20 protein-coding genes are annotated in these 20,892 nt (G+C 73.4%); 13 read left to right on the top strand and 7 right to left on the bottom strand.

Annotation, left to right across the window (positions count from 1 at the left end):
* Window positions 1–140: 140 nt before the first annotated feature.
* The 5 genes from BLV24_RS13585 (at window position 141) to BLV24_RS13605 (ending at window position 5,347) form a co-directional block, all read left to right on the top strand.
* Complete coding sequence (locus BLV24_RS13585; protein ID WP_092682619.1) at window positions 141–1,508, top strand: DUF1800 domain-containing protein; 1,368 nt, start codon at window positions 141–143, stop codon at window positions 1,506–1,508.
* A gap of 15 nt (window positions 1,509–1,523) precedes the next feature.
* A complete protein-coding gene (locus BLV24_RS13590; RefSeq protein WP_176954753.1) occupies window positions 1,524–2,714 on the top strand; it encodes a DUF1501 domain-containing protein in 1,191 nt (396 codons plus the stop codon).
* A gap of 180 nt (window positions 2,715–2,894) precedes the next feature.
* On the top strand, window positions 2,895–3,617 hold the full coding sequence (locus tag BLV24_RS13595; RefSeq protein WP_092682621.1) for a GNAT family N-acetyltransferase: 723 nt from the start codon (window positions 2,895–2,897) through the stop codon (window positions 3,615–3,617).
* A 409-nt stretch (window positions 3,618–4,026) separates the two neighbouring features.
* A complete protein-coding gene (locus BLV24_RS13600) occupies window positions 4,027–4,638 on the top strand; it encodes a nitroreductase family protein (RefSeq protein WP_092682623.1) in 612 nt (203 codons plus the stop codon).
* Window positions 4,639–4,642: 4 nt separating this feature from the next.
* Window positions 4,643–5,347 (top strand): EI24 domain-containing protein, encoded by a 705-nt coding sequence (locus BLV24_RS13605; protein WP_245710563.1) that lies wholly within the window; start codon window positions 4,643–4,645, stop codon window positions 5,345–5,347.
* A 35-nt stretch (window positions 5,348–5,382) separates the two neighbouring features.
* Here BLV24_RS13605 and BLV24_RS22875 read toward each other — a convergent pair whose 3' ends face one another.
* From BLV24_RS22875 to mce, 3 genes are all read right to left on the bottom strand, one after another.
* On the bottom strand, window positions 5,383–5,508 hold the full coding sequence (locus BLV24_RS22875; RefSeq protein WP_281242924.1) for a hypothetical protein: 126 nt from the start codon (window positions 5,506–5,508) through the stop codon (window positions 5,383–5,385).
* Window positions 5,509–5,674: 166 nt separating this feature from the next.
* Window positions 5,675–5,971 carry a DUF1467 family protein gene (locus BLV24_RS13610; protein WP_092682627.1) on the bottom strand — a complete coding sequence of 99 codons (297 nt, stop codon included), beginning with the start codon at window positions 5,969–5,971 and terminating at the stop codon, window positions 5,675–5,677.
* On the bottom strand, window positions 5,968–6,372 hold the full coding sequence (gene mce, locus BLV24_RS13615) for a methylmalonyl-CoA epimerase (RefSeq protein ID WP_092682629.1): 405 nt from the start codon (window positions 6,370–6,372) through the stop codon (window positions 5,968–5,970). Before mce ends, BLV24_RS13610 begins: the two co-directional genes overlap by 4 nt.
* Window positions 6,373–6,746: 374 nt before the next feature.
* On the opposite strand from mce, the gene BLV24_RS22880 reads away from it, so the two are divergent.
* Both BLV24_RS22880 and ilvC read left to right on the top strand, forming a co-directional pair.
* The gene (locus tag BLV24_RS22880; protein ID WP_092682631.1) at window positions 6,747–8,069 is read left to right on the top strand and encodes a calcium-binding protein; all 1,323 of its coding nucleotides are present in this window, start codon (window positions 6,747–6,749) and stop codon (window positions 8,067–8,069) included.
* Window positions 8,070–8,250: 181 nt separating this feature from the next.
* Complete coding sequence (gene ilvC / locus BLV24_RS13625; RefSeq protein ID WP_092682633.1) at window positions 8,251–9,273, top strand: ketol-acid reductoisomerase; 1,023 nt, start codon at window positions 8,251–8,253, stop codon at window positions 9,271–9,273.
* 237 nt (window positions 9,274–9,510) lie between these two features.
* Here the strand turns inward: ilvC and BLV24_RS13630 are convergent, their stop codons facing one another.
* Window positions 9,511–9,702, bottom strand: a complete 192-nt coding sequence (locus BLV24_RS13630; RefSeq protein ID WP_092682635.1) for a hypothetical protein — start codon at window positions 9,700–9,702, stop codon at window positions 9,511–9,513.
* 312 nt (window positions 9,703–10,014) lie between these two features.
* Between BLV24_RS13630 and BLV24_RS13635 the strand changes: the two genes are divergently transcribed.
* Window positions 10,015–10,641 (top strand): hemerythrin domain-containing protein, encoded by a 627-nt coding sequence (locus tag BLV24_RS13635; protein ID WP_092682637.1) that lies wholly within the window; start codon window positions 10,015–10,017, stop codon window positions 10,639–10,641.
* Between the two features lie 208 nt (window positions 10,642–10,849).
* On the top strand, window positions 10,850–12,889 hold the full coding sequence (locus BLV24_RS13640; protein ID WP_092682639.1) for a calcium-binding protein: 2,040 nt from the start codon (window positions 10,850–10,852) through the stop codon (window positions 12,887–12,889).
* Between the two features lie 37 nt (window positions 12,890–12,926).
* On the opposite strand, the gene BLV24_RS13645 is transcribed toward BLV24_RS13640, so the two are convergent.
* Window positions 12,927–13,463 carry a DUF4864 domain-containing protein gene (locus tag BLV24_RS13645; protein WP_092682641.1) on the bottom strand — a complete coding sequence of 179 codons (537 nt, stop codon included), beginning with the start codon at window positions 13,461–13,463 and terminating at the stop codon, window positions 12,927–12,929.
* A 121-nt stretch (window positions 13,464–13,584) separates the two neighbouring features.
* Here BLV24_RS13645 and BLV24_RS13650 point away from each other — a divergent pair, with 121 nt between their 5' ends.
* From BLV24_RS13650 to BLV24_RS13660, 3 genes are all read left to right on the top strand, one after another.
* Window positions 13,585–14,013 (top strand): YeeE/YedE family protein, encoded by a 429-nt coding sequence (locus tag BLV24_RS13650; protein WP_176954754.1) that lies wholly within the window; start codon window positions 13,585–13,587, stop codon window positions 14,011–14,013.
* A gap of 11 nt (window positions 14,014–14,024) precedes the next feature.
* Complete coding sequence (locus BLV24_RS13655; RefSeq protein WP_092682645.1) at window positions 14,025–14,468, top strand: DUF6691 family protein; 444 nt, start codon at window positions 14,025–14,027, stop codon at window positions 14,466–14,468.
* Between the two features lie 78 nt (window positions 14,469–14,546).
* A complete protein-coding gene (locus BLV24_RS13660; protein WP_092682647.1) occupies window positions 14,547–15,341 on the top strand; it encodes a hypothetical protein in 795 nt (264 codons plus the stop codon).
* A 770-nt stretch (window positions 15,342–16,111) separates the two neighbouring features.
* On the opposite strand, the gene BLV24_RS13670 is transcribed toward BLV24_RS13660, so the two are convergent.
* Entirely contained in the window at window positions 16,112–17,698 is a 1,587-nt protein-coding gene (locus BLV24_RS13670) for a lysine--tRNA ligase (RefSeq protein ID WP_092682651.1), read from the bottom strand.
* Window positions 17,699–18,018: 320 nt separating this feature from the next.
* On the opposite strand from BLV24_RS13670, the gene BLV24_RS13675 reads away from it, so the two are divergent.
* Window positions 18,019–18,459 carry a tellurite resistance TerB family protein gene (locus BLV24_RS13675; protein ID WP_092682653.1) on the top strand — a complete coding sequence of 147 codons (441 nt, stop codon included), beginning with the start codon at window positions 18,019–18,021 and terminating at the stop codon, window positions 18,457–18,459.
* 184 nt (window positions 18,460–18,643) lie between these two features.
* Here BLV24_RS13675 and BLV24_RS13680 read toward each other — a convergent pair whose 3' ends face one another.
* Complete coding sequence (locus tag BLV24_RS13680; protein WP_092682655.1) at window positions 18,644–20,743, bottom strand: D-alanyl-D-alanine carboxypeptidase; 2,100 nt, start codon at window positions 20,741–20,743, stop codon at window positions 18,644–18,646.
* Window positions 20,744–20,892: the final 149 nt, after the last annotated feature.

The raw sequence follows: 20,892 nt of genomic DNA on the forward strand, positions 1-20,892 counted from the left end.
GCGCGCTCCCTCGTGAAATCGCCTGATTTCCTCCACAGGCTGACCCCAATGACCTATCATTCGCAACCCGTGCCGGCGTCCCCCGAAAGACGCCCGCGACAATCCTCCCAGCGGATGCCCGCGACAATCCGGAGCCGCCGATGACCCCGCCGCGTGACGCCGTCGCCGCCCTGCGCTTCGGCCTCGGCTTTCGCCCCGGCCAGAACCCCGAAGCGGAGCCCGCGGCGATGGTCGCCCAGCTCGCGGCGCTGGCCGGCGCGCGGCCGCTGGTCGGCGACGCCGAGACCCTCGCCCTGCGCAAGGAGCTGATGGAGTTCCGCCGCATCCGCGCCGCGACCCGCGGCAAGGCGGTCGGCGACGACATGCGCGCCCGGCTGGAGGAGGAGCGGCGCGAGCTGCGCCTCGCGGTGGAGGACGCGCTGCTGGCCTCCATGGGCCGCGCGGTCGCCACGCCGCACGGTTTCGCCGAGCGCATGGCCCGCTTCTGGCGCAACCATTTCGCGGTCGCCATCAAGTTCCGCGGCCATGCGCCCTACGTGGCCGGGTACGAGGATCAGGCCATCCGCCCGCATGTGGCGGGGCGTTTCGCGGACATGCTCAAGGCCGTGGTCCGGCATCCGGCGATGCTGATCTACCTGGACCAGTACAAGTCCGCCGGCCCCAATTCCCGCGCCGCCGAGCGCCGGGAGCTCGGCCTGAACGAGAATCTCGCCCGCGAGATCCTGGAGCTGCACACGCTCGGCGTCGGCGCGGCCTACGGGCAGGCGGATGTCGACGCGCTGGCGCGGCTGCTGACCGGATTCGCGGTGCGGACCAGGGGGCGGAGCTACGAGTATCGCCGCGCCTGGGCCGAGCCCGGGCGGTTCGAACTGCTTGGCCGCGCCTGGGAGGGCGGGTCCGAGGCGCAGACCCTCGCCGCGCTCGACGCCATCGCGTCGCATCCGGCGACGGCGAGGCGCCTGTCGCACAAGCTCGCCCGGCATTTCCTGGCCGACGAGCCGCCCGAGGCGCTGGTCAAGGCGCTGGAAGCCGCGTGGCGCGACAGCGACGGCGACCTGACGGCGGTGTCGCGCGCGCTGGTCTCGCACCCGCTGGCCTGGTCCTCGCCCTTCGCCAAGGTCCGCCAGCCGCAGGAGGCGGTGATCGCCGCCCTGCGCGCCGCCGGCGCGGGTCCCGCGGATATCGGCCCCGGACGCGCCTATGGCCGGGGCCTGACGCTGGGCGCCGCGGCGCAGATGGGACAGGGGCTGTTCGACATGCCCGGCCCCGACGGCTGGCCCGAGGAAGGCGCCGCCTGGATCACCCCCGGCGCCATGGCCAAGCGGCTGGACTGGGCGACGCGGATGGGCGCGGCGATGGCGGATGCCGGGCTGGACCCGCGCGACCTGGCCCGCGCCGCCCTGCGCGGCGCCCTGTCGGAGAAGACCGCCTGGGCCATCGCCGCGGCCTCGCAGAAGCGCGAGGGCTTCGCGCTGCTGCTCGCCTCGCCCGATTTCAACCGCCGCTGAAGGAAGCGCAAGGAGATGACCGATATGGACCTCACCCGACGCGCCCTGCTTCGCGGCGGCCTGACGCTGGGCTGCTCGGCGGCGGCCTTCCCGCTGATGACCCGCGTGACCTTCGCCGCGGCGCCGGGCGACAACCGGCTGGTGGTGATCGTGCTGCGCGGCGCGCTGGACGGGCTGGCGGCGGTGGAGCCCTACGGGGACCGCGACCTCGCCGCCATGCGCCCGACGCTGACCACCGCCGGCAAGAAGGGCTCGGTCGATCTCGACGGGCGCTTCGCCATGCATCCGGCGCTGTCGCCGCTGGCGCCCCTATGGGGGGCGGGAGAGCTGAGCTTCGTGCACGCCGTCTCCACCCCCTATCGGGACAAGCGCAGCCATTTCGACGGCCAGGACCTGCTGGAGAACGGCGGCGGGCGGGCCGACGGGGGCATGACCTCGGGCCGCGACGGCTGGCTGAACCGGGCGCTGGGGCTGCTGCCCGGCGCCAAGGCGCAGACCGCCATCGCGGTGGGGCGGGAGAACATGCTGCTGCTCGACGGCGACAATCCGGCGCTGAGCTGGTCGCCGGACAGCGACCTGGCGCTGACCCCGCAGGCGCTGGACCTCTACCGCATGATCTCGGCGCAGGACCCGCTGTTCGACGCCGCCGCGCGGGAGGCCGCCGCGCTGGACGCCGAGCGCGACATGGCCGGCGGCGAGGCGGCGCGGCGGGTGGATGCGGCGAGCCTCGCCGCGCTGTCCGCCGACATGCTGCGCGGAGAGGCGCGGATCGCCGCCTTCTCGCTGGGCGGCTACGACACCCATCGCGACCAGGACCGCACCATCCGCAAGCCGCTGGGCCAGCTGGCGGAGGCGATCACGACGCTGAAGGCCGGGCTCGGCCCGATCTGGGAGCGGACGGCGGTGATGTGCGTGACCGAGTTCGGCCGCACGGCGCGGGAGAACGGCAGCCGCGGCACCGATCACGGCACCGGCGGGCTGATGGTCTATGCGGGCGGGGCGCTGTCGGGGGCGAAGGTGCACGGGGACTGGCCGGGGCTGAAGCCCTCGGATCTTTACCAGGACCGCGACCTGGCGCCCACCGACGACCTGCGCCGCCACGCGGCCTGGACCCTGCGCGGGCTGTTCGGGATGGAGATCCCGGCGCTGGAGCGCGAGGTGTTCCCGGGCGTGAGCATGGGGTCGGAGTCGCGCATTCTGGCATGAGGGGGGGCGGGCCGTCGGGGGCGTCGAGCCCCCTCCGCCCCGCGCCCCGCTGCGCGGGGCGGGCGCCCCGTAGCGGAGGGCGCGCCCGATTGACCCGGCGGCGCGGCGCGCGCCTTATGCGCGTCGCGCCCACGCCCCCGCCGCCTCTCATCCGCCGCCTCTCATCCGGACCTTGCCCCCATGCCCGACGCCAACGCCTACGGCCAGCCGGTCGGCGACCTCCTGCCCGACTGGACCCCGCCGCCCCCGCCCCCGCATGAGACGCTGACCGGCCGGTGGGCGACGCTGGAGCCGCTCGACGCCGCGCGTCATGGGCCGGAGCTCTGGTCCGCGGCGCGGGCCGAGACCGACGGCTCGCGCTGGACCTATCTGCCGGTGGGGCCGTTCACGGACGAAACCGCGTTCCGCGCGCAGTTGGAGATCCAGGCGGAGAGCCGGGATCCGCTCTACTTCGCGATCCGCTCGGCGGCGACGGGGCGAGCGGAAGGGTTCTGCTCGCTGCTGCGCATCACCCCGGCGGCGGGGTCGATCGAGGTCGGCTTCATCTGGTACGGGCCGCGCCTGGCGCGCTCCCCGGCGGCGACCGAGACGCAGTATCTGCTGGCCCGGCGGGTGTTCGGGCTGGGCTATCGGCGCCACGAGTGGAAATGCGACGCGTTCAACGCGCCCTCGCGGGCGGCGGCGCTGCGCTACGGGTTTTCGTATGAGGGGTTGTTCCGGCAGGCGGTGGTGGTGAAGGGGCGCAACCGCGACACCGCGTGGTATGCGATGACCGATGGCGACTGGGCGGGGCTGGCGCCGGCCTACGAGGCCTGGCTGGACCCGGCGAATTTCGACGCGCAGGGCGGGCAGAAGCAGGCGCTTTCCGCGCTGACCGCGCCGCTGTTGTCGGCCCGCGGCTGAGCGGACGAGACCCGGAGCGGAACCGGAGCGGAACCGGAGCGGAACCGGAGCGGAACCGGAGCGGAACCGGAGCGGAACCGGAGCGGAACCGGAGCGGAACCGGAGCGGCGGGGGCGTCGAGCCCCCGCCGCCCCGCGCCCCGCTTCGCGGGTCGGGGCGCCGCCCTCGCCGCGGGCCCGCAGGCGGGGACGGCCGGGAGGGGCGATGCGAAGCGCAGCGAAGCGAGGGCCGCCCGCGCCGTCACCGGCCCCCCCCTAGCCGCACCCTGCCCCTCGCCGCGCCCCCCGCCGCGCCCTTGACAGCCGGCCCGCCCCGACCGACCTAGACCCCTGAGCCATTCCCGACCGGGCCGCCCGCGCGCCTGCGCCAGCCACTCCCGTCCGTCGCCCTCCCGACCTCCGGAGCCTCCATGCAAGACGCCGCCGACACGCGCCCCGACCCGACCATCGCCCCCGATCCGGCGGCGCTCGCCTTCCTGCTCTCGCGCCGCTCGCGCATCGCCAAGACCCTCGCCGCCCCCGGCCCGGATCGCGAGACCCTGCGCACCATCCTCACCGCCGCCGCCCGATCCCCCGACCACGGCAAGCTGGAGCCCTGGCGCTTCATCGTGCTGGAGGGCGGCGCCTCCGCCGCCATGGGCGCCCTGACGCGGCGCCTGGGCGAGGCCCGCGGGCTCGACCCCGACCGTCTCCACCGCGCCGCCGAGCCGTTCGAGATCGCGCCCGTGACCCTCTGCGTGGTCGCGGCCCCGAACGCCGAGGCCTCGGTGCCCGAGGTCGAGCAGATCCTGTCCGCCGGCGCCGTCTGCCTCGCCGCGCTCAACGCCGCGCTGGCCTCGGGCTGGGCGGCCAACTGGCTGACCAACTGGATGGCCTTCGACCGGGAGTTCCTGGAGACCGGCCTCGCTCTCGCCCCGCATGAATTCGTCGCGGGCTTCCTGCATATCGGCACGCCCACCGTGGCCCCCAAGGACCGCCCGCGGCCCGACCTGGAGGCCAAGACCGAATGGCGCGAGGACTGACCACGTGATCGGCGATTTCCTCAAGGCCATCGGCCAGCTCGGCGATCCGCGCTTCCTGCGGGTGTTCGGCATCTCGGTCGCGCTGACGCTGGCGCTGCTGGTCGGCGCGCTCTTCGGCTGGTCGTGGCTGGTGGGGATGATCCCGGACGCCGACCTGACCCTGTTCGGGGCGGACCTGAGCTTCCTGGACGGGCTGGCCGCCGTGCTGGCCTGGACGGCCGGCGCCATCGGGGCGGTGTTCCTGATGTTCCCGGTGGCGGCCGTCTTCATCGGCCTCTTCCTGGAGGACATCGCCGACGCGGTGGAGGCTAGGCACTTCCCCCACCTTCCCCCCGCCGGCCGCATGGGCTGGGGAGAGACGCTGGCCGACGGCCTGGTCTTCGCCGGCGCGCTGCTGCTGGCCAACCTGGTGGGGCTGGTCTTCTACCTCTTCGCCGGACCGCTGGCGCCCTTCGTGTTCCTCGCGGTCAACGGTCTGCTGCTGGGCCGGCAGTATTTCGAGCTGGTGGCGGCGCGGCGCATCGGCGCCAGGGCCGCCCGCGCGCTGCGCAAGCGGCATGCCGGCCCGATCTGGCTGGCCGGCGGGCTGATGGCGCTGGGGCTGTCGGTGCCGCTGATCGGCCTCGCCATCCCGGTGCTGGGGGTGGCGAGCTTCACTCACATGTATCACCGCATCGCCGCCAACCCCTCGGAGACGGGGCGCGCATGATCCCTGAGCGCCGCCCCCGGATCGGGGGAAGCGCGTCAGGAGCCGACGGTGGGCGCGGGCTTTTTCTGAGAGCTGCAACCCTCGGTGGCGGAGGCCGGAAGCGCGGCGGTCAGGGCCGCGGCGATACCGGCGCAGACGACGGCGAGGCGAAGGATCTTCATGGCGGCGCTCCCATCAGGACGTGGACATTGACCCTAGGGTAGCACGGCGATCCGCGCGCCGCGATCACGGGCTCGGGAGCGTTCGCCCGTTCGCGCCGGCGCTCGCCCGCCCCCCCGCGAAGGGCCCCGCTGCGGAAGGCCCCGCCGCGAAGGGCGCCGCCCCGCCTTACTGCGCGGCGGGGGCGGCGTCCCAGGTCGGCTTGATGTCGGACACGAAGTCCAACTCGTCCAGCGTGTAGCCGCCATAGGCGATGAACAGCACCACCGCCAGCCACAACGGCGCGGTGACCGCGGTGGTGATCCACAGCTTGCGCTTCAGCCGAAGGTTCGCCGGCGCCGAGGCCGGGGTCCCCGGCACCACCTCGCCCATGTCGCCCTGGCTGCGCATGCCGAGGGGCAGCGAGATATAAAGCGTCATGAACCAGATCACGGCCCAGAGCACGATCGCGCCGGTGATGGTCATACCTGTTCAAGCTCCGTCAGGGTGCCGTTGAAGTCCTTGGGATGCAGGAAGATCACCGGCTTGCCATGGGCGCCGATCTTGGGCTCCCCGTCGCCCAGCACCCGGGCGCCGGCGGCCTTCAGATGGTCGCGGGCGGCGATGATGTCCTCGACCTCGTAGCATACATGGTGGATGCCGCCCGACGGGTTCTTGTCGAGAAAGCCCTGGATCGGCGAGTTCTCTCCCAGCGGGTAGAGCAGTTCGATCTTGGTGTTGGGCAGTTCGATGAAGACCACGGTCACGCCGTGATCGGGCTCATCCTGCGGCGCGCCGACATCGGCGCCCAGCGCGGTGCGGTATTGCGCGCAGGCGGCCTCGAGGTCGGGCACGGCGATGGCGACATGGTTCAGGCGGCCGATCATGCGGGGGCTCCTCCGGGGGCGTGGTCTTTCTGGCTCGGTCTTGTTTCCGGCTGGAAGTACGGTTGCGCGCGCCCGCGCGCAAGGCGGTGCAGCGTCACGGCTGCGCGGGGAGCGCGGAGGGCCGATTCGCCGCCGCTCGGCGCGCCCCGCGGCCCCGCGGCCCCGAGCCCCTAAAACCCTAAAACCCTAATCAAGCGCCGATTGCCCGGCCCCCGTCGCCGCCCTAGGGTCCGCCCGCGGCATCGAGGGGCCGGGGAGGTTTCGGGGCGGACGGTCCGTCCGACCGTCCGGCCAACGGGCGGGCCGACGGTCCGGCCTACGGGCGGGCCATCGTCCGGTCGGGCGCCCTGCCCCTGCTCGAAAGGCGCGCTGCCATGCCTCCGTCCCGTCTCAGGTTCCAGGTCTTCGCGCCGCTGGACAGCCCGGTCCAGCAGCTGGTGTCGGAGCGACTGGCCTCCGCCTGGCTCTGGCATGGCGACTCCCTGGGATACGCGGCCAGCTTTCAGCGCTTTCCCCTCTCCGACCCCATGGGGACGACCCTGCGCGTCGAGTCCCCGGGCATCCTCTGGCGGATCGGCGGCTTCACCGGCGCCGCGCCCATCGACGCCATCCATCTGTCGCGGAGCCCGACGCAGGCCCCCACCGGGCCGGGCGACGCGCGGATCACCGGCTTCGCGATCAGCCCGGACGGGTTGCAGGCGCTGCTCGACGACGCGCAACTCGGCCCTCATGACGACATCGCGGGGGCCATCTCCTCCGCTCTTTTCGACGGCCGGGCCCAGAGCTTCCGTGGCGGCGGCGAGAGCGACGTGGCCGCGGGCGGGCGATTGGGCGACCGCATCCGCACCGGAGGGGGCGACGACATCGTGCAGGGTTCGGCAGGCGCCGACCGTATCCGGATGGGACGGGGCGAGGACGATGTGCTGACCTATGCCGGGTTCGACGGCCCCGCCCTGCGCTATGCCGACGGCGTGGCGCGGCTCGGCGGCGACCGGCAGACCGTCCGGGGGGCGGAGACCGTGGTCGCCACCGCCCGCGACGACCGCATGACCGGCGGCGCCCGCGACGACCGTTTTTTCGGCGGGCCGGGCGACGACCGCATCAAGGGCGGCGGCGGAAGCGATTCCCTGCATGGGGAAGACGACGCCGACCAGCTTCGCGGGGGCCGCGGCGCGGACGCCCTGTTCGGGGGCGCGGGCGACGACGCCCTGTTCGGCGGGCGCGGCCCGGACCGGCTCCATGGCGGCGGAAGCGCGGAGGACGCGGCGCTCTCCGGCGACGACCGGCTGTCCAGCGGACCGGGCGACGACCTGCTTCAGGGCGGCGACGGCGCGGACCGGCTGCGCGGCGGGACCGGGAACGACGCGCTGGACGGCGGCGCCGGCGACGACCGGCTGGAAGGCGGGCCCGGCGACGATGTTCTGACCGGCGGCGCGGGCGCCGACATCTTCCAGTTCCGCGCCGGCGATCCGGGCGCGGATACGGTCACGGATTTCGGCCCCGGCGACGCGCTGCTGCTGCGCGTCGCGACCGCGGCCGCGGCCGCGCCCACGGCCTCCGCCGACGGGCGCGGCTCGGTCTTCGCGCTCGGCGCGGGCATGGCGGTGGTCGAGGGCGTCGCGCCCGAGGCCTTCGCCCCCGCGGAGGCGGTCGGGGACCCGATCGCCGGGGACGGCTTCCTGGCGACGCTGATCTGACGGCGCCCCGCCGCGTGCTCCGCCCGCCCGCCAGCGCCAAACTGCGCCGATCCCGCCCTTCCCGGCCCGTCGCGGCTGGACAAAGCGTCGCCCCTCGTCTACGCCGCGCACGGAAATTGCGGCGGGACGCGCCCGCACGCAGCGAACGGAAATCAAAGCCCGAAAAGCGAGGGGGAGACCCATGCGCGTCTATTATGATCGCGATTGCGACATCAACCTGATCAAGGACCTGAACGTGGCCGTGGTCGGCTACGGCTCCCAGGGCCACGCGCATATCCTCAACCTGAAGGATTCCGGCGCCAAGAACATCGCCGTCGCGCTGCGCCCCGGCTCCGCCTCCGCCGCCAAGGCCGAGGCCGAGGGCCTCGCGGTGAAGTCCATCGACGAGGCCGCCAAGTGGGCCGACGTCATCATGATGGCCATGCCCGACGAGCTGCAGGCCGAGACCTACTACAAATACATCCACGACAACCTGAAGGACGGGGCCGCCATCGCCTTCGCCCATGGTCTGAACGTGCATTTCGGCCTGATCGAGCCGAAGCCCGGCGTGGACGTGATCATGATGGCCCCCAAGGGCCCCGGCCACACCGTGCGCGGCGAGTTCACCAAGGGCGGCGGCGTGCCCTGCCTGGTGGCCGTTCACCAGAACGCCTCCGGCCGCGCGCTGGAGATCGGCCTGTCCTATTGCTCGGGCATCGGCGGCGGCCGCTCGGGCATCATCGAGACCGACTTCAAGGAAGAGTGCGAGACCGACCTGTTCGGTGAGCAGGCGGTGCTGTGCGGCGGCATCGTCGAGCTGATCCGCATGGGCTTCGAGACGCTGGTCGAGGCCGGCTACGCCCCCGAGATGGCGTATTTCGAGTGCCTGCACGAAGTGAAGCTGATCGTGGACCTGATCTACGAAGGCGGCATCGCCAACATGAACTACTCGATCTCCAACACCGCGGAGTTCGGCGAATACCACTCGGGCCCGCAGATCCTCCCGCGTGAGGAGACCAAGGCCCGCATGAAGAAAGTGCTCACCGACATTCAGGACGGCGCGTTCGTCTCCGAGTGGATGCGCGAGTACAAGGCCGGCGCGCCGATGTTCAAGGCGATCCGCCGCAACAACGACGCCCACCAGATCGAGGAAGTCGGCGCCAAGCTGCGCGGCATGATGCCCTGGATCGCCGCCAACCGCATGGTGGACAAGGCCAAGAACTGATCCGGGCCCGCATCCGGACCGGCGCGGCGGGGGCTTCGCGGCCCCCCCGCCTCGGTCCGGGCGCGTCAAGGTTCGGCGAGGGTCGGTTCGGCGAGGGTCAGGCATGAAAACGGCGCGCCCGGGTTTCCGGGCGCGCCGTTTTCATGCGGGGCGACTTTCATGCGGGGCGACGGCGCCCCGGCGGCGGCTCGGCGCGACGCGCGCCCGGATCAGCCCGTCGGCCTCATCGCGAAACGCTCATTCCGCGCGCGTGCAGGTCCGGCCCTGGGCGCCGACCAGCGACCCGCGCCGCGCGAGGGCCACGCTGAGCGTCGCCGCGCCGCCGCCCGCGACATAGCTCATCGCCGCGATGGCCAGGCCGGCCTCGAGCGCGAACGCCAATATGACCGCGACGAGGCCGGATAAGACGCCTAAAAGAACACAAGCCATGGTCGGATCCGATACTGATACGCGGGCGGACCGGGGAGATACGCACAGGCCCCCGACCGAGCGGCCGACCAAGCCGCCAGCCCCAAGGCTAGGGGGCGGCGGATGAACCTCACCGTAACATTAACGCTCCGGAGCAACGTTTCGCCTTTTTTGAGCGAGGTTTCCGGAATCGCATCCGGCGCGATACGGCGCATCTTCTCCATTTCAGGAACAATCCGTGTCCTTGGCCGCGCCCCCCCGAGCCGATAGGCTTCGCAGGCTGCCCGCCTGCGCGCCGCGCCTGTCCGAAAGTCGCCCCCATGCCGTTCCGCGATGACTGACGAGCCCGTCGACACACCCGACCCCGGAGCCGACCCCGGTCCCGAAACCGGGCCCGGCGGCGACACCGGCCTCGCCACCCGTCCCGGCTTGCCCGAGGACCTGCGCTACCTGCTCGGCGCGTATCCGCGGCGGATCTGGGGCGACCATCCCAATTTCGGCCCCGTCACCAGGTTCTACCTCGACCGTCACGCCATGTTCCGCGAGGCGATGAGCGTCATGCAGCGGCTGACCGACGAGGCGCTGGACGGCGCCCGCCCCCCCGAAGCCTGGAGCCATGACTTCGGCCGCATCGCCGGCTTCTTCCTCAACCAGCTGCATGAACATCACCATATCGAGGACATCCACTACTTCCCCGCCCTGGTGCGGATGGAGCCCGGCCTGAAGCGCGGCTTCGACATCCTCGACCGGGATCACCACACCATCCACGACGCGCTGGACCGCTTCCAGGACGGCGCGACGGCGGCCCTGCGCGCGTTGCAGGCGGCCCCCGCCGACCCCAAGCGACCGATGGCCGATATCGGGGCCGAGCTGACCCGCATGGACCGGCTGCTGGTCCGCCATCTCTTCGACGAGGAGGAACTGGTGATCCCGACCATGCTCCACCGCGGCGAGGTGTGAGCCGGTTGCGCGGGCGCGGGCCCGGCCGCGCGAACGAGTCCTAAATGTAACGCTGCGTCGCCTCGGCGGCCCCGGCGGCCGCGGCCGTGACGATCGGCCTTGTTCGCGCGGGCCGGACGCCGATAATCCGAGGGATCAGGGGGGCGCGCACGGGCGCCTGTTTTCGGCGGAGCCGGCTCCGCCAGGATCAATCGGGAGCACCGGCGACATGGCCGATTTCATCGTCACCACCGGCGAGGACGTTGTCGACGACACCGACAACCGCCTGTCCCTGCGCGAGGCCTTCGCGCAGATCAACGCGGCCGACTCCGCACAGCGCCAGCGCATTCTCTTCGCCGACGGCGTGGACCGGGTCGAGATCTTCGACGAAGGCCTGTTCCTGAACGCCCCGAACCTGGTGATCGACGGCGACGCGGACGGCGATGGCATCGGCGACGTCACCCTGACCGGGGAGGTCGAGGGCGCCTTCATGATCGGCGCCGCCGGCGACGCCGCGCTGACCCTGCGCGACATCGCCTTCGAGGACGTGACGGTGGTCGCCCCGGACGTGGCGGACGGCCGGGACGGGGCCGATGGCGCGGACGTGAACGGCGCCCGCGGCCGGGCCGGCGCCGAGGGCGACGGAGGCCGGTTCCTCGGCCTGATCAAGGCGGCCGGAGACTTGGCTCTGGACGGCGTGCGGATCTCCGACGCCGCCATCCTGGGCGTGGATGCCGGCGATGGCGGCGACGGCGGCGACGGCCAGGACCGCAACGCCCGCCCCCGCGCGGATGGCGACGGCGCCGACGGGCGCAATGGCGGGCACGGCGGCGACGGCGGCGATGGCGGAACCGGCAACAACGTGGCGGTGATCGTGGCCAACGGCGCGCTTTCGGCGACCGACAGCGGCATCGACGACTCCGTGCGGCTGATCGCCGGCGACGGCGGGAACGGCGGCGAGGGCGGCGCGGGGGGCGACGGCGGCGCCGGGGGCGCGGGCGGCGGCCAGTCCAACATCGCCGGCGGCGATGGCGGCGACGGGGGCGACGGCGGTCTGGGCGGGGACGGAGGCGACGGCGGCGACAGCGGCGCCGGCGGCTACGCCATCGCCGGGATCTACTTCACCGGCGAGGCGGATGATCTCGACGTCTCCGGTCTCGCCATCGGCGGCGGCATGGACGCGGCCGCGGGCGCGGCCGGCGACGAGGGCGAGGGCGGGTCCCGCGGGCGCGGCGGCGAAGGCGGGGCCGGCGGCGCCGGGGGAACCTTCGCCGACAACGGCGCCAACGGCCGGGCCGGCGCCGACGGCGATGCGGGCGCCGACGGGCAGGCCTTTTTCGCCGGCGCCTCGGTGGCCGGCGTCTTCCCCCAGATCGACGGGGTCGAACCCGCCGACGCGCTGGTCTACGCCGCCGGCCTCGGCGGCCCGGTGACCGAGGGCGAGAGCCTGACCTTCGCGCTGGTCCGCACCGGCGCCTCCGACGTCGCCATCTCCGTCACCTGGACGCTGGAAGGCGGCGAGGGCTTCGGCGCCGGCGACGTATCGGCGCTGACCGGAGTGGAGACGTTCGAGGCCGGCGGCCCCGACGTGATCGAGGTCGAGATCTCGGCCGTGCTCGACGACGTCCGCGAGGATGACGAGCGCTTCGCCTTCGTCATCTCCGAGGTCACGCCGGCCGAGGGCTCGGACGACGCCGTGGCCATCGGCACGGAGGCGGTCTCGGCCCTGATCGAGAACGCCCGCGGCGCCCCGCAGGAGGTGCTGACCGGCGGCCGGGGGCGCGACGTGCTCAAGGGCTCGCGGCTGGACGAGGACCTGCTGGGCTTCGGCGGCCGCGACAAGCTGGTCGGCGCGCGGGGGGAGGATCTGCTGAAAGGCGGCCGGGGCAAGGACAAGCTCAACGGCGGCGGCGGCGACGACGTGCTGGTCGGCGGGCTGCACCGGGACAAGCTGATCGGCGGGCGCGGCGACGACATGTTCGTCTTCGAGGCCCTGCGCCATGCGGGGCGCGACGGCAAGGGCGACAGGATCGTCGACTTCGGCCGCGGCGGCGACCTGATCGACCTGTCGGGCATCGACGCCGACGCCATCGCGCGCGGCGACCAGGCCTTCGCCTTCATCGGAGCCGGGGATTTTTCGGAGACCGCAGGAGAGCTGCGCCAGAACGGCGACCTGATCGAAGGCGACGTGAACGGCGACGGCGCGGCGGATTTCGAGCTGCGCCTGCTCAACAGCGTGGTGATGACCTCGGACGATTTCGTCCTTTGACCCCGCGGTCCGGGGCGCGCGCCCCGGACCGTTCGCCTCAGGCGCCGGCCTCGGGCGCCTGGCGCAGGCGCACCCCGTCGATCCGCCAGGCGCCGTCGATGCGAATCATGTCGTAATCGGCGACATAGGTGGTCCCGTCCGCCGCGGTGATCACCACCGCCTGCCGGTAGCCGTCGCCGATGCGGTCCAGCCGCGCGAAGGCGTATCCGCCGGGGCGCCAGACCATCGGATAGGCCTCGCGCACCATGCGCCCGAAGTTCTCGGGAGACCCGAACATCCGCCGGATATTGGGCGAGGCGTAGCCGAAGGCGCGGGGCAGGTCCTCGGCCCGGAAGGCGTCGAACTGGCGGTCGATGGCCTCGCGGATGCGCGCGGCGGCCGCGATCTCCTGGGCCGGCGCCCGTGAGGCGGGGAGCGTGACGGCGACGCCCGCGGCCGCCGTCAGCAGCGCGGCGCCGAGCCCGCGCAGGGCCTGCCGTCGGCTCGGGCTGCGGGCGACGCCCGGACCGGCGAGCGCTCCGGCGGGCGCTTCGGGGATCCGGTCGGGGATCTGATCGGGAACGGGGTCGGTCATCTCGGCCTCCTGCGCGACGGCGCTTCGATTTAGAATGGAGCGAAATCACGTCACGGCAAGCTTGCGATGCGCCGGGCCTGCCCGTATATATTCTGAATATCGAATTTGTGGAGACGTGGCGATGTCGCCGGACTGGATCAACGGATTGCTGGGCGGCGCGATGATCGGCGCCTCGGCGGGCCTGCTGCTGCTGGCCAACGGCCGCATCGCGGGCGTCAGCGGCATCGCCGGCGGGCTGGTGGACCGCGTGCTGGGCGGCGCCGGCGCCCGGCTCGTGACGGCGGAGAACGCGCTTTTCGTGCTGGGCCTGCTGGTCTCGCCGGCGATCTTCGCGCTGCTGGGCGGAGAGATCGCGATCGAGCTCGTCGCCGGCGGCCCGGCCCTGGTGGTCGCGGGGCTGCTGGTGGGCTTCGGCGCGCGGCTGGGCTCGGGCTGCACCTCGGGGCACGGGGTCTGCGGGTCGGCGCGGCTGTCGCGCCGCTCGATCGTGGCGATGGCCACGTTCATGGCGACCGCGGTGGCGACCGTGGCGCTGGTCCAGGTCTGGTGAGGAGCGACGCCATGCGGATGATCGCGGCTTTGGCGGCGGGTCTGGTCTTCGGGCTGGGGCTGCTGGTTTCGGACATGGCCAACCCCGCGCGGGTGCTGGCTTTTCTTGATGTCGGCGCGATGGCGGAGGGGGTCTGGGACCCGACGCTGGCCTTCGTCATGGCCGGCGCCATGGCGGTCAGCGCCACGGCCTGGGCCCTGGCTCGCAAACGGCCGGAGGCGGTCTGCGGCGGCGCGATGCCCGGGCCGGCGCGGCAGGTGATCGACGCGCGTCTGATCGGCGGCTCGGCGCTGTTCGGGATCGGCTGGGGGCTGGCCGGGATCTGCCCGGGGCCGGCGCTGACGGCGCTGGGGATCGGCGGCGGCGGCATGGCGGTGTTCGTCGCCGCGATGCTGGTCGGCATGGCCGCCTTCGGGGCGCTGGAGCGGCGCGCGCCCCGGGCCGGAAACGCCTGAACCGGCCCGGCTGGAAACCAACGCTTAACCATATTTGGACACCATGGCCCGGTCCTCGGCAGAAGGCGGAGACCAGCCATGCGATTCCCTCGGGTGCAGCCCCTCGGCGCCCGCCTCGCCCTGCGGCGGGCGCCGTTTTCAGCCTGGTTCACGGCATGGTTCGCGGCCTGGGCCTTGGCTGCGGGCCTCGCCGCCTTTCTTGCGGTCATGCCCGGCGGCGCGGCGGCGGGGGCGTGGACGGCGCGGGAAGGCGCCTCCTTCACCTCCATCAGCAACGGCATGGACCCGGACGGACGCACCGGCTTTCGCCGCGACCTTTATTACGAGCATGGTTGGGCGGAGGCGGTGACCGTCGGCTTCAACGTCAATCAGCAGCAGACCTGGCATGACGAAGCCTTCTCGGGCCGGGTCGAAGGCTTCCTGCGCCAGCGTATCTGGGAGGGGGCGAAAGGCGACGTGGCGGCCGTGCAGGTGGAGTTCGGGGGCGGCATCGGCAAGGCCGAGATCGACGATCGCCCGGACAGCGCCGCGCGGGTCCTCTACGGCCGCGGCTTCGGCGGTCCGCTGGAAGGGGCATGGGTCGAGGGCTCGCTGGGCTGGCGGCGGGAGACCGGGGGCGACTCGGACCGGGCGCTGGCCGTGGCCGCGGCGGGGCTGCACCTGACCCGCGACACCATGGCGATGACGGCGCTGGAGGCGGACATGCGCGGCGACCGCGCCTCGGAGGACTGGGAGGTGCTGCGTCTCACCGCCACCGTGGCGCATGAGTTCCGCCCCGGCGCCCGCATCGCCTTCCGGATGGCGACCCCGCTGATCGGCCGACGGATGGAGGAGGGCGTGAACCTGCGCATCGGAGTCTGGCGGAATTTCTGAAGGCCTGCGCCGCGGCGCCCTCGGCCCTGGCGATGCCGGGATGGGGCGTCCCGCCCGGGCCCGGCCAACGACGGCTGCGCGCCGAACGTATCGACATTCCGGGCGGCGAGGCGGCGAGGCCGCGAGGCCGCGAGGCCGCGAGGCCGCGAGGCCGCGAGGCCGCGAGGCCGCGAGGCCGCGAGGCCGCGAGGCGGCAGACCGCGCTCAGGTCCGTGGCGCAAGAGGGCTCGTCGCTCCGATTCGCGCAGTCGCCGGCCCCGCCCGCTGTCGCCGGCCCCAGCTTGCCTTGCTCGCTGGCCGCCTGCCCCGCCCCGCCCCGGCTCGCCCCGCCCCGGCTCGCCTTGCCTTGCCTTGCCTTGCCTTGCCTTGCCTTGCCTTGCCTTGCCTTGCCTTGCCTTGCCTTGCCTTGCCTTGCCTTGCCTTGCCTTGCCTTGAGGATCCGCCACCTGGTCGAAACGCCAAGTCGAGAACAGCATGATCCCCGCCTTGAAGCGAAGATGCGCCCCAGGGGACCGGCACGGGCTGTCCGCATGAAGACAGCCGCTCGGGCTTTTCACGGCCGCCGGTCCCATGTCCGAGCGGTCCGCGGCCCGGCCGTCACCGTCCTCAAGCGCGCATCTCGATCAGCCGCCCCCCCTGCGGGCCCAGGCGAGGCCCCCCAGGCTCACCCGGCCTCCCCCGAAACGCAAACGGCCCGCCTGAAGGGGGCGGGCCGCGCAGGGTCTTCGGGATCGGCCCGCGCCCCCGAAACCGGGGACGGGACGGGCGGCTCAGGCGGCCGCCAGCAATTCCCCGGCCAGCGCGCGGTCGATCAGGTCCGCCGTCTCCGTCACGCCATAAAGCGCCACGAAACCGCCGAAACGCGGGCCCTGGCTCGCGCCCAGAAGCACCTCGTAAAGCGCCTTGAACCAGTCGCGCAGCGGCTCGAACCCGTGGCCCTTGCCGATCTCGAACACCAGGTTCTGCAACTCCGCCGCATCGGCCTCGCCCTCCCAGCCCCGCAGCCGCGCGGCGAGGTCGGCCAGCGCCGCCCGCTCCCGCGCATCCGCCTCACGGAACACCTTCGAGGGCTTCACCTTGTCGTGGTAGTAGGCCACCGCCCGGCCCACCGCCGCGTCCAGTCCGGGATGCGTCTCCGGCGCGGCTTCCGGCGCATAGCGGCGGATGAAGCCCCAGAGCACCTCGCGGTCCTCCGCCCCCGACACCGAGGCGAGGTTCAGCAGCAGCGGGAAGCCCACCACCATGTCGTCCGCCGGCGGCCGCCCGTGATGGATATGCCAGGCCGGGTTCGACACCTGCCCCGACAGCTCCTGGTCCGGATAGGCGCGCAGGTGCTGGTGGTATTCCTCCACCGTCTTGGGGATCACGTCCCAGTGCAGGCGCTTGGCGGTCTTGGGCTTCTGGAACATGAACAGCGACAGGCTCTCGGGCGAGGCGTAGGCCAGCCATTCCTCGATCGACAGCCCGTTGCCCTTGGACTTGGAGATCTTCTGCCCCTCGCCGTCGAGGAACAGCTCATAGCCGTAAAGCTCCGGCGCCGGCCCGCCGACCGCCTTGCAGATCTTCAGCCCCAGCGCGGCCGAGGGGATCAGGTCCTTGCCGTGCATCTCGTAGTCGACGCCCAGCGCCATCCAGCGCATCGCCCAGTCGGGCTTCCACTGCAGCTTGCAGGCGCCCCCGGTGACCGGGATCTCCACCCGCTCGCCATCGGGCTCCTCATAGACGATCGTCCCCTTCTCCACGTTGCGCTCCAGCGTCGGGACCTGGAGGACGTGGCCGGTCTTCGGCGACACCGGCAGGAAGGGCGAATAGGTCGCCTGCCGTTCGGCCCGCAGGGAGGGGAGCATCACCTCCATCACCTTGTCGAACCGCTCGAGGATCTGCAGCAGGGCCGCGTCGAAGCGCCCCTCGCGGTAATAGTCGGTGGAGGAGGCGAATTCGTAGTCGAAGCCGAAATCGTCCAGAAACGCGCGCAGGCGGGCGTTGTTATGCGCGCCGAAGCTGGGATGCGTGCCGAACGGATCCCGCACCCGGGTCAGGGGCAGGTTGAGATCCTCTTCCAGCATCTCGCGGTTGGGCACGTTGGTCGGCGCCTTGCGCAGGCCGTCCATGTCGTCGGAGAAGCACAGCAGGCGGGTCGGGATGTCGGAGATCGCCTCGAACGCCCGGCGCACCATGGTGGTGCGGGCGACCTCCCCGAAGGTGCCGATATGCGGCAGGCCCGAGGGGCCGTAGCCGGTCTCGAACAGGACATAGCCCTTTTCGGGCGCCTTTTTCTCGAACCGTTTGACGAGTTTGCGCGCCTCTTCGAACGGCCAGGCCTTGGAGGCGAGGGCGGCGGCGCGCAGCTCGGACATGATGACGGTCCTTCGAGAAAGAAACGGGATTTCGCAGGCGCCCCCCATACGGCCGCCCCGCCCCGCCCGTCAACTGCGCGTTGCGCGCAGGGGGCGCAGCGGGCGGTGGGGGCGGCGGGGTGAGCGGGCGGCGAAACCGGCCCCCCCGCGCGGACCCGCCCCCGGCGGCGTCCCCCGGCCCCATGCCCCGGGGGGGGAGAGCGCGCGCGCCGCAGCCTCCGCGCCTTGCCGGGGCCGGGGGGCGCGCCCTATGTTCCGTGCGACGCGCCGCGGCGCCCGGCCTCCGGGCGCGCCCAACGACCATCTCGCACGAGGCTCCCATGTCCCTGTTCACGCCCCAGGACGCGCTTGTCGCGACCATGGTGACCACCTCCGCCGCCGATGAGCGGATCAGCTCGAACGAGCTGCTGTCGATCGAGCGCACGGTGGCGGCCCTGCCCGCCTTCGCGGGCTACGACAAGGATCGGCTGGCCTATGTGACGCGGACCGTGTTCGACATGCTGTCGGAGGATGACGGGCTGGACGCCATCCTGGGCATGATCATCGAGGCCCTGCCCCGCGCGCTGAACGAAACCGCCTACGCCTTCGCCTGCGATCTGGCGGCGGCGGACGGCACGGTGAAGATGACCGAGCTGCGCTGGCTGGAGATGCTGCGCCACGAGCTGGGCGTCGGTCGTCTGGCCGCGGCGGCGATCGAGCGCGGCGCCCGCGCCCGCCACCAGCGCATCCCCGAAGAGCCGGCGGAGAGCGTCGAGCTCTGATCCGCGGAAACGTCCCGGTCGGGCGCGGTTTCGGGGGGCGGAAGCCGGCCCTCGACCCGCCCGCGAGTGGCGGCGCGGCGCCGGGCCGGCCCTGCGAGGGGGCGCCGAGGGGCGCCGTCTCCCGCGGCCGAGGACGCCGCCCAGAAGACAAGCGGGCGGATCATCCGGTGGATAGGCCGGCGGGTCAGTAGGCCGCCGCCCAGCCCCGGACCATCTTGCGCTCCATCTCCCGCGCCCGGCCGAGCCAGCCGCGCGAGGGGCCGGAATCGTTGGTGTCGGCGAGACTGTCGCGCCGGGCCAGGTCTTCCGAGAAAATGGCGAAGGCCAGTTTCCGCCCCGAGGCGGCGTCGATGTAGCCCGCCAGCCCCCGCACGAAATACATGGTGCCGGTCTTGGCCACGGCCGAGGCGGAGGCCGGGACCTTGGTCTCGCCCTTGCGCGGGTCGAGCCGGTATTCCTTGATCAGCGGACGCAGCGCGCCGGCGCGCGCGCGGCCGTCGCCGAACCGCTCCACCGCCCGCAGGAACGCGGCGGTGGCGACGGGGCTGACCCGGCTGTCCTCCGACAGGCCCGAATGGTTGCGCAGGTCGAGCGCGATCCCCGACGCGGGCCCGGCGGCGTCGGGCGTCTTCGAAAGCCCCGCGGCCGAGACCGGGCCCGCGACCCGCGCCGGCCCCGCGGCGGCGCCCCGGGCCAACATGGTCGCGGCGATCCCCGCCGACAGCGCCGGACGCGCGGACCCCGGCCCGGCCAAGGCCAGCCCGGCGCCGGAGCCGCCCATGCCGGTGGCCGGCCCCGCGCCCGCGCCCGCGCTCGCGCTCGCGACCCGCAGCGGCGCTTCGGGCGCGGCGGGCGGCGGCGACGAAAGCCCCGCCCCCGCCGCGGCCCGCGACCGGGCCCAGCGCGACATGGCGGCCCCGCTCTCGGCCAGGTCGCGGGCCGGGCCGACACGCGATGCGGTGGCGCCCAGGCCCACCGCCTCGGCGGTCAGGTTGGTCGAGTATTTCAGCATGTCCTGCACGATGGGCGCGAGCTCCCGGCTCCGGCGCAGGGCGAGGGTGACGCCGCCGCCGGGGGCGGCGTCGGTCTCGGGCGCCGGCAGGTCCAGCCCGGCGCCGGCGGCGAAGCTGCGGAACACCTCCGCCGCGTGCAGCGCGGGCCGGCGCACCGGCAGCCAGCGCTGGCCGTCCTTGCCCAGCGCCCCGGAGGCGACGGTCCAGACCTCCCGCGCCGGCTCGTCGCGCCGCTCGAACGCGCCCCGCGCGGGCGCGCCGAGCCCGATCGCCACCCGCTGCGCGGCGGTGCGGGACCGGGCGCCGCGGGCCTCCATGCTCAGCTCATAGCCGCCCGTCCCGCGCTCCCACGCGAAGAGCACGCGGTTGAAATCCAGGTTCAGCGCCGAGACGGAGGGGTTGTAGGACGCCTCCTCCGGCTGTTCGGGGTCGATATAGGGGATCGAGGGCCAGCCCGAGACGTCGGCCACGAAGCGGCCGGACACCTGCTGGAGCCCCCTTGCGCGGGCCTGGGCGGCGAGTTCGGCCAGCGCGTCGGTGTCAAGCTCCGGATCCCCCGCGCCGACCAGCGCGAGGTCGCCCGCGACCCGGCCGTTGACGGGGGCGGCGGAGGCCTGGATCCGGGTCTCGAACCGGTGCTCGGGCCCCAGCGTCTCCAGCGCGTAGGCGGCGGAGAACAGCTTGGCGACGGAGGCCGGGGGGAAGGCGCCGTCGCCCTCGCGGGTCTCCAGAAGCTCGCCGGTTTCGAGGTCCATGAGCGCGAAGCCGATGCGCCCGGTCAGGCGGGCGGAGGCGGCGACGGGGGCCGCGATCTCCAGCGCGCGGGCGGGGGCCTCGGCGCGGGGCGAGCGGCCGCCGGCGACCGCGGAGGCCTCCTTGGCCGTGGTGGGCTTCGAGACGATGGCGAGCGAGGCCTGCATGGCCGCGGGCCGCGCGGCGCCGGGGCTGGGGCGCGGCGGCGGAGGGGCGGCGCGGCTCGGCGCCTCGGCCGCCGCGGGCGCGGGGGCGAGCAGCAGGGCCGCGCCCATGCCCGCCCCGAATCCCGGAGCCAGCGCCGGCGCCGCGGCGAGGCCCAGCGACAGCAGCGCCGCGCCGGCGCCCCGGCCCCGGCCCCGACGGAAGGGCCCGGCGAGATCCGGCGCATGGCCGCCCCCCGGGCGCGAAAACGCCCCCGGCGACAGCGCGGCAGGCGTGATGGCGGCGGCTCGGACCCGGCGCCCGAAAGCGCGGAAGGCCCCGAAAGCGCGGAAGGCTTGGACGAGGTGCGTCATGATCGGGGCGCGCCCCTCTCCTCATCTGCGTGGGGATGGCGGGGGGAAGACATGCGATTGGCTGCGTCTGCTCGGGCGCGAGTGTGCCCGAAACGCGGCGCACGCTCAAGCTTCCCGTTGCGCATCAGGCGGTTCCGGCCCGCGGCTCA

Origin of the sequence: Albimonas donghaensis (assembly GCF_900106695.1) — a bacterium.
In the GTDB taxonomy this organism is placed as follows: domain Bacteria; phylum Pseudomonadota; class Alphaproteobacteria; order Rhodobacterales; family Rhodobacteraceae; genus Albimonas; species Albimonas donghaensis.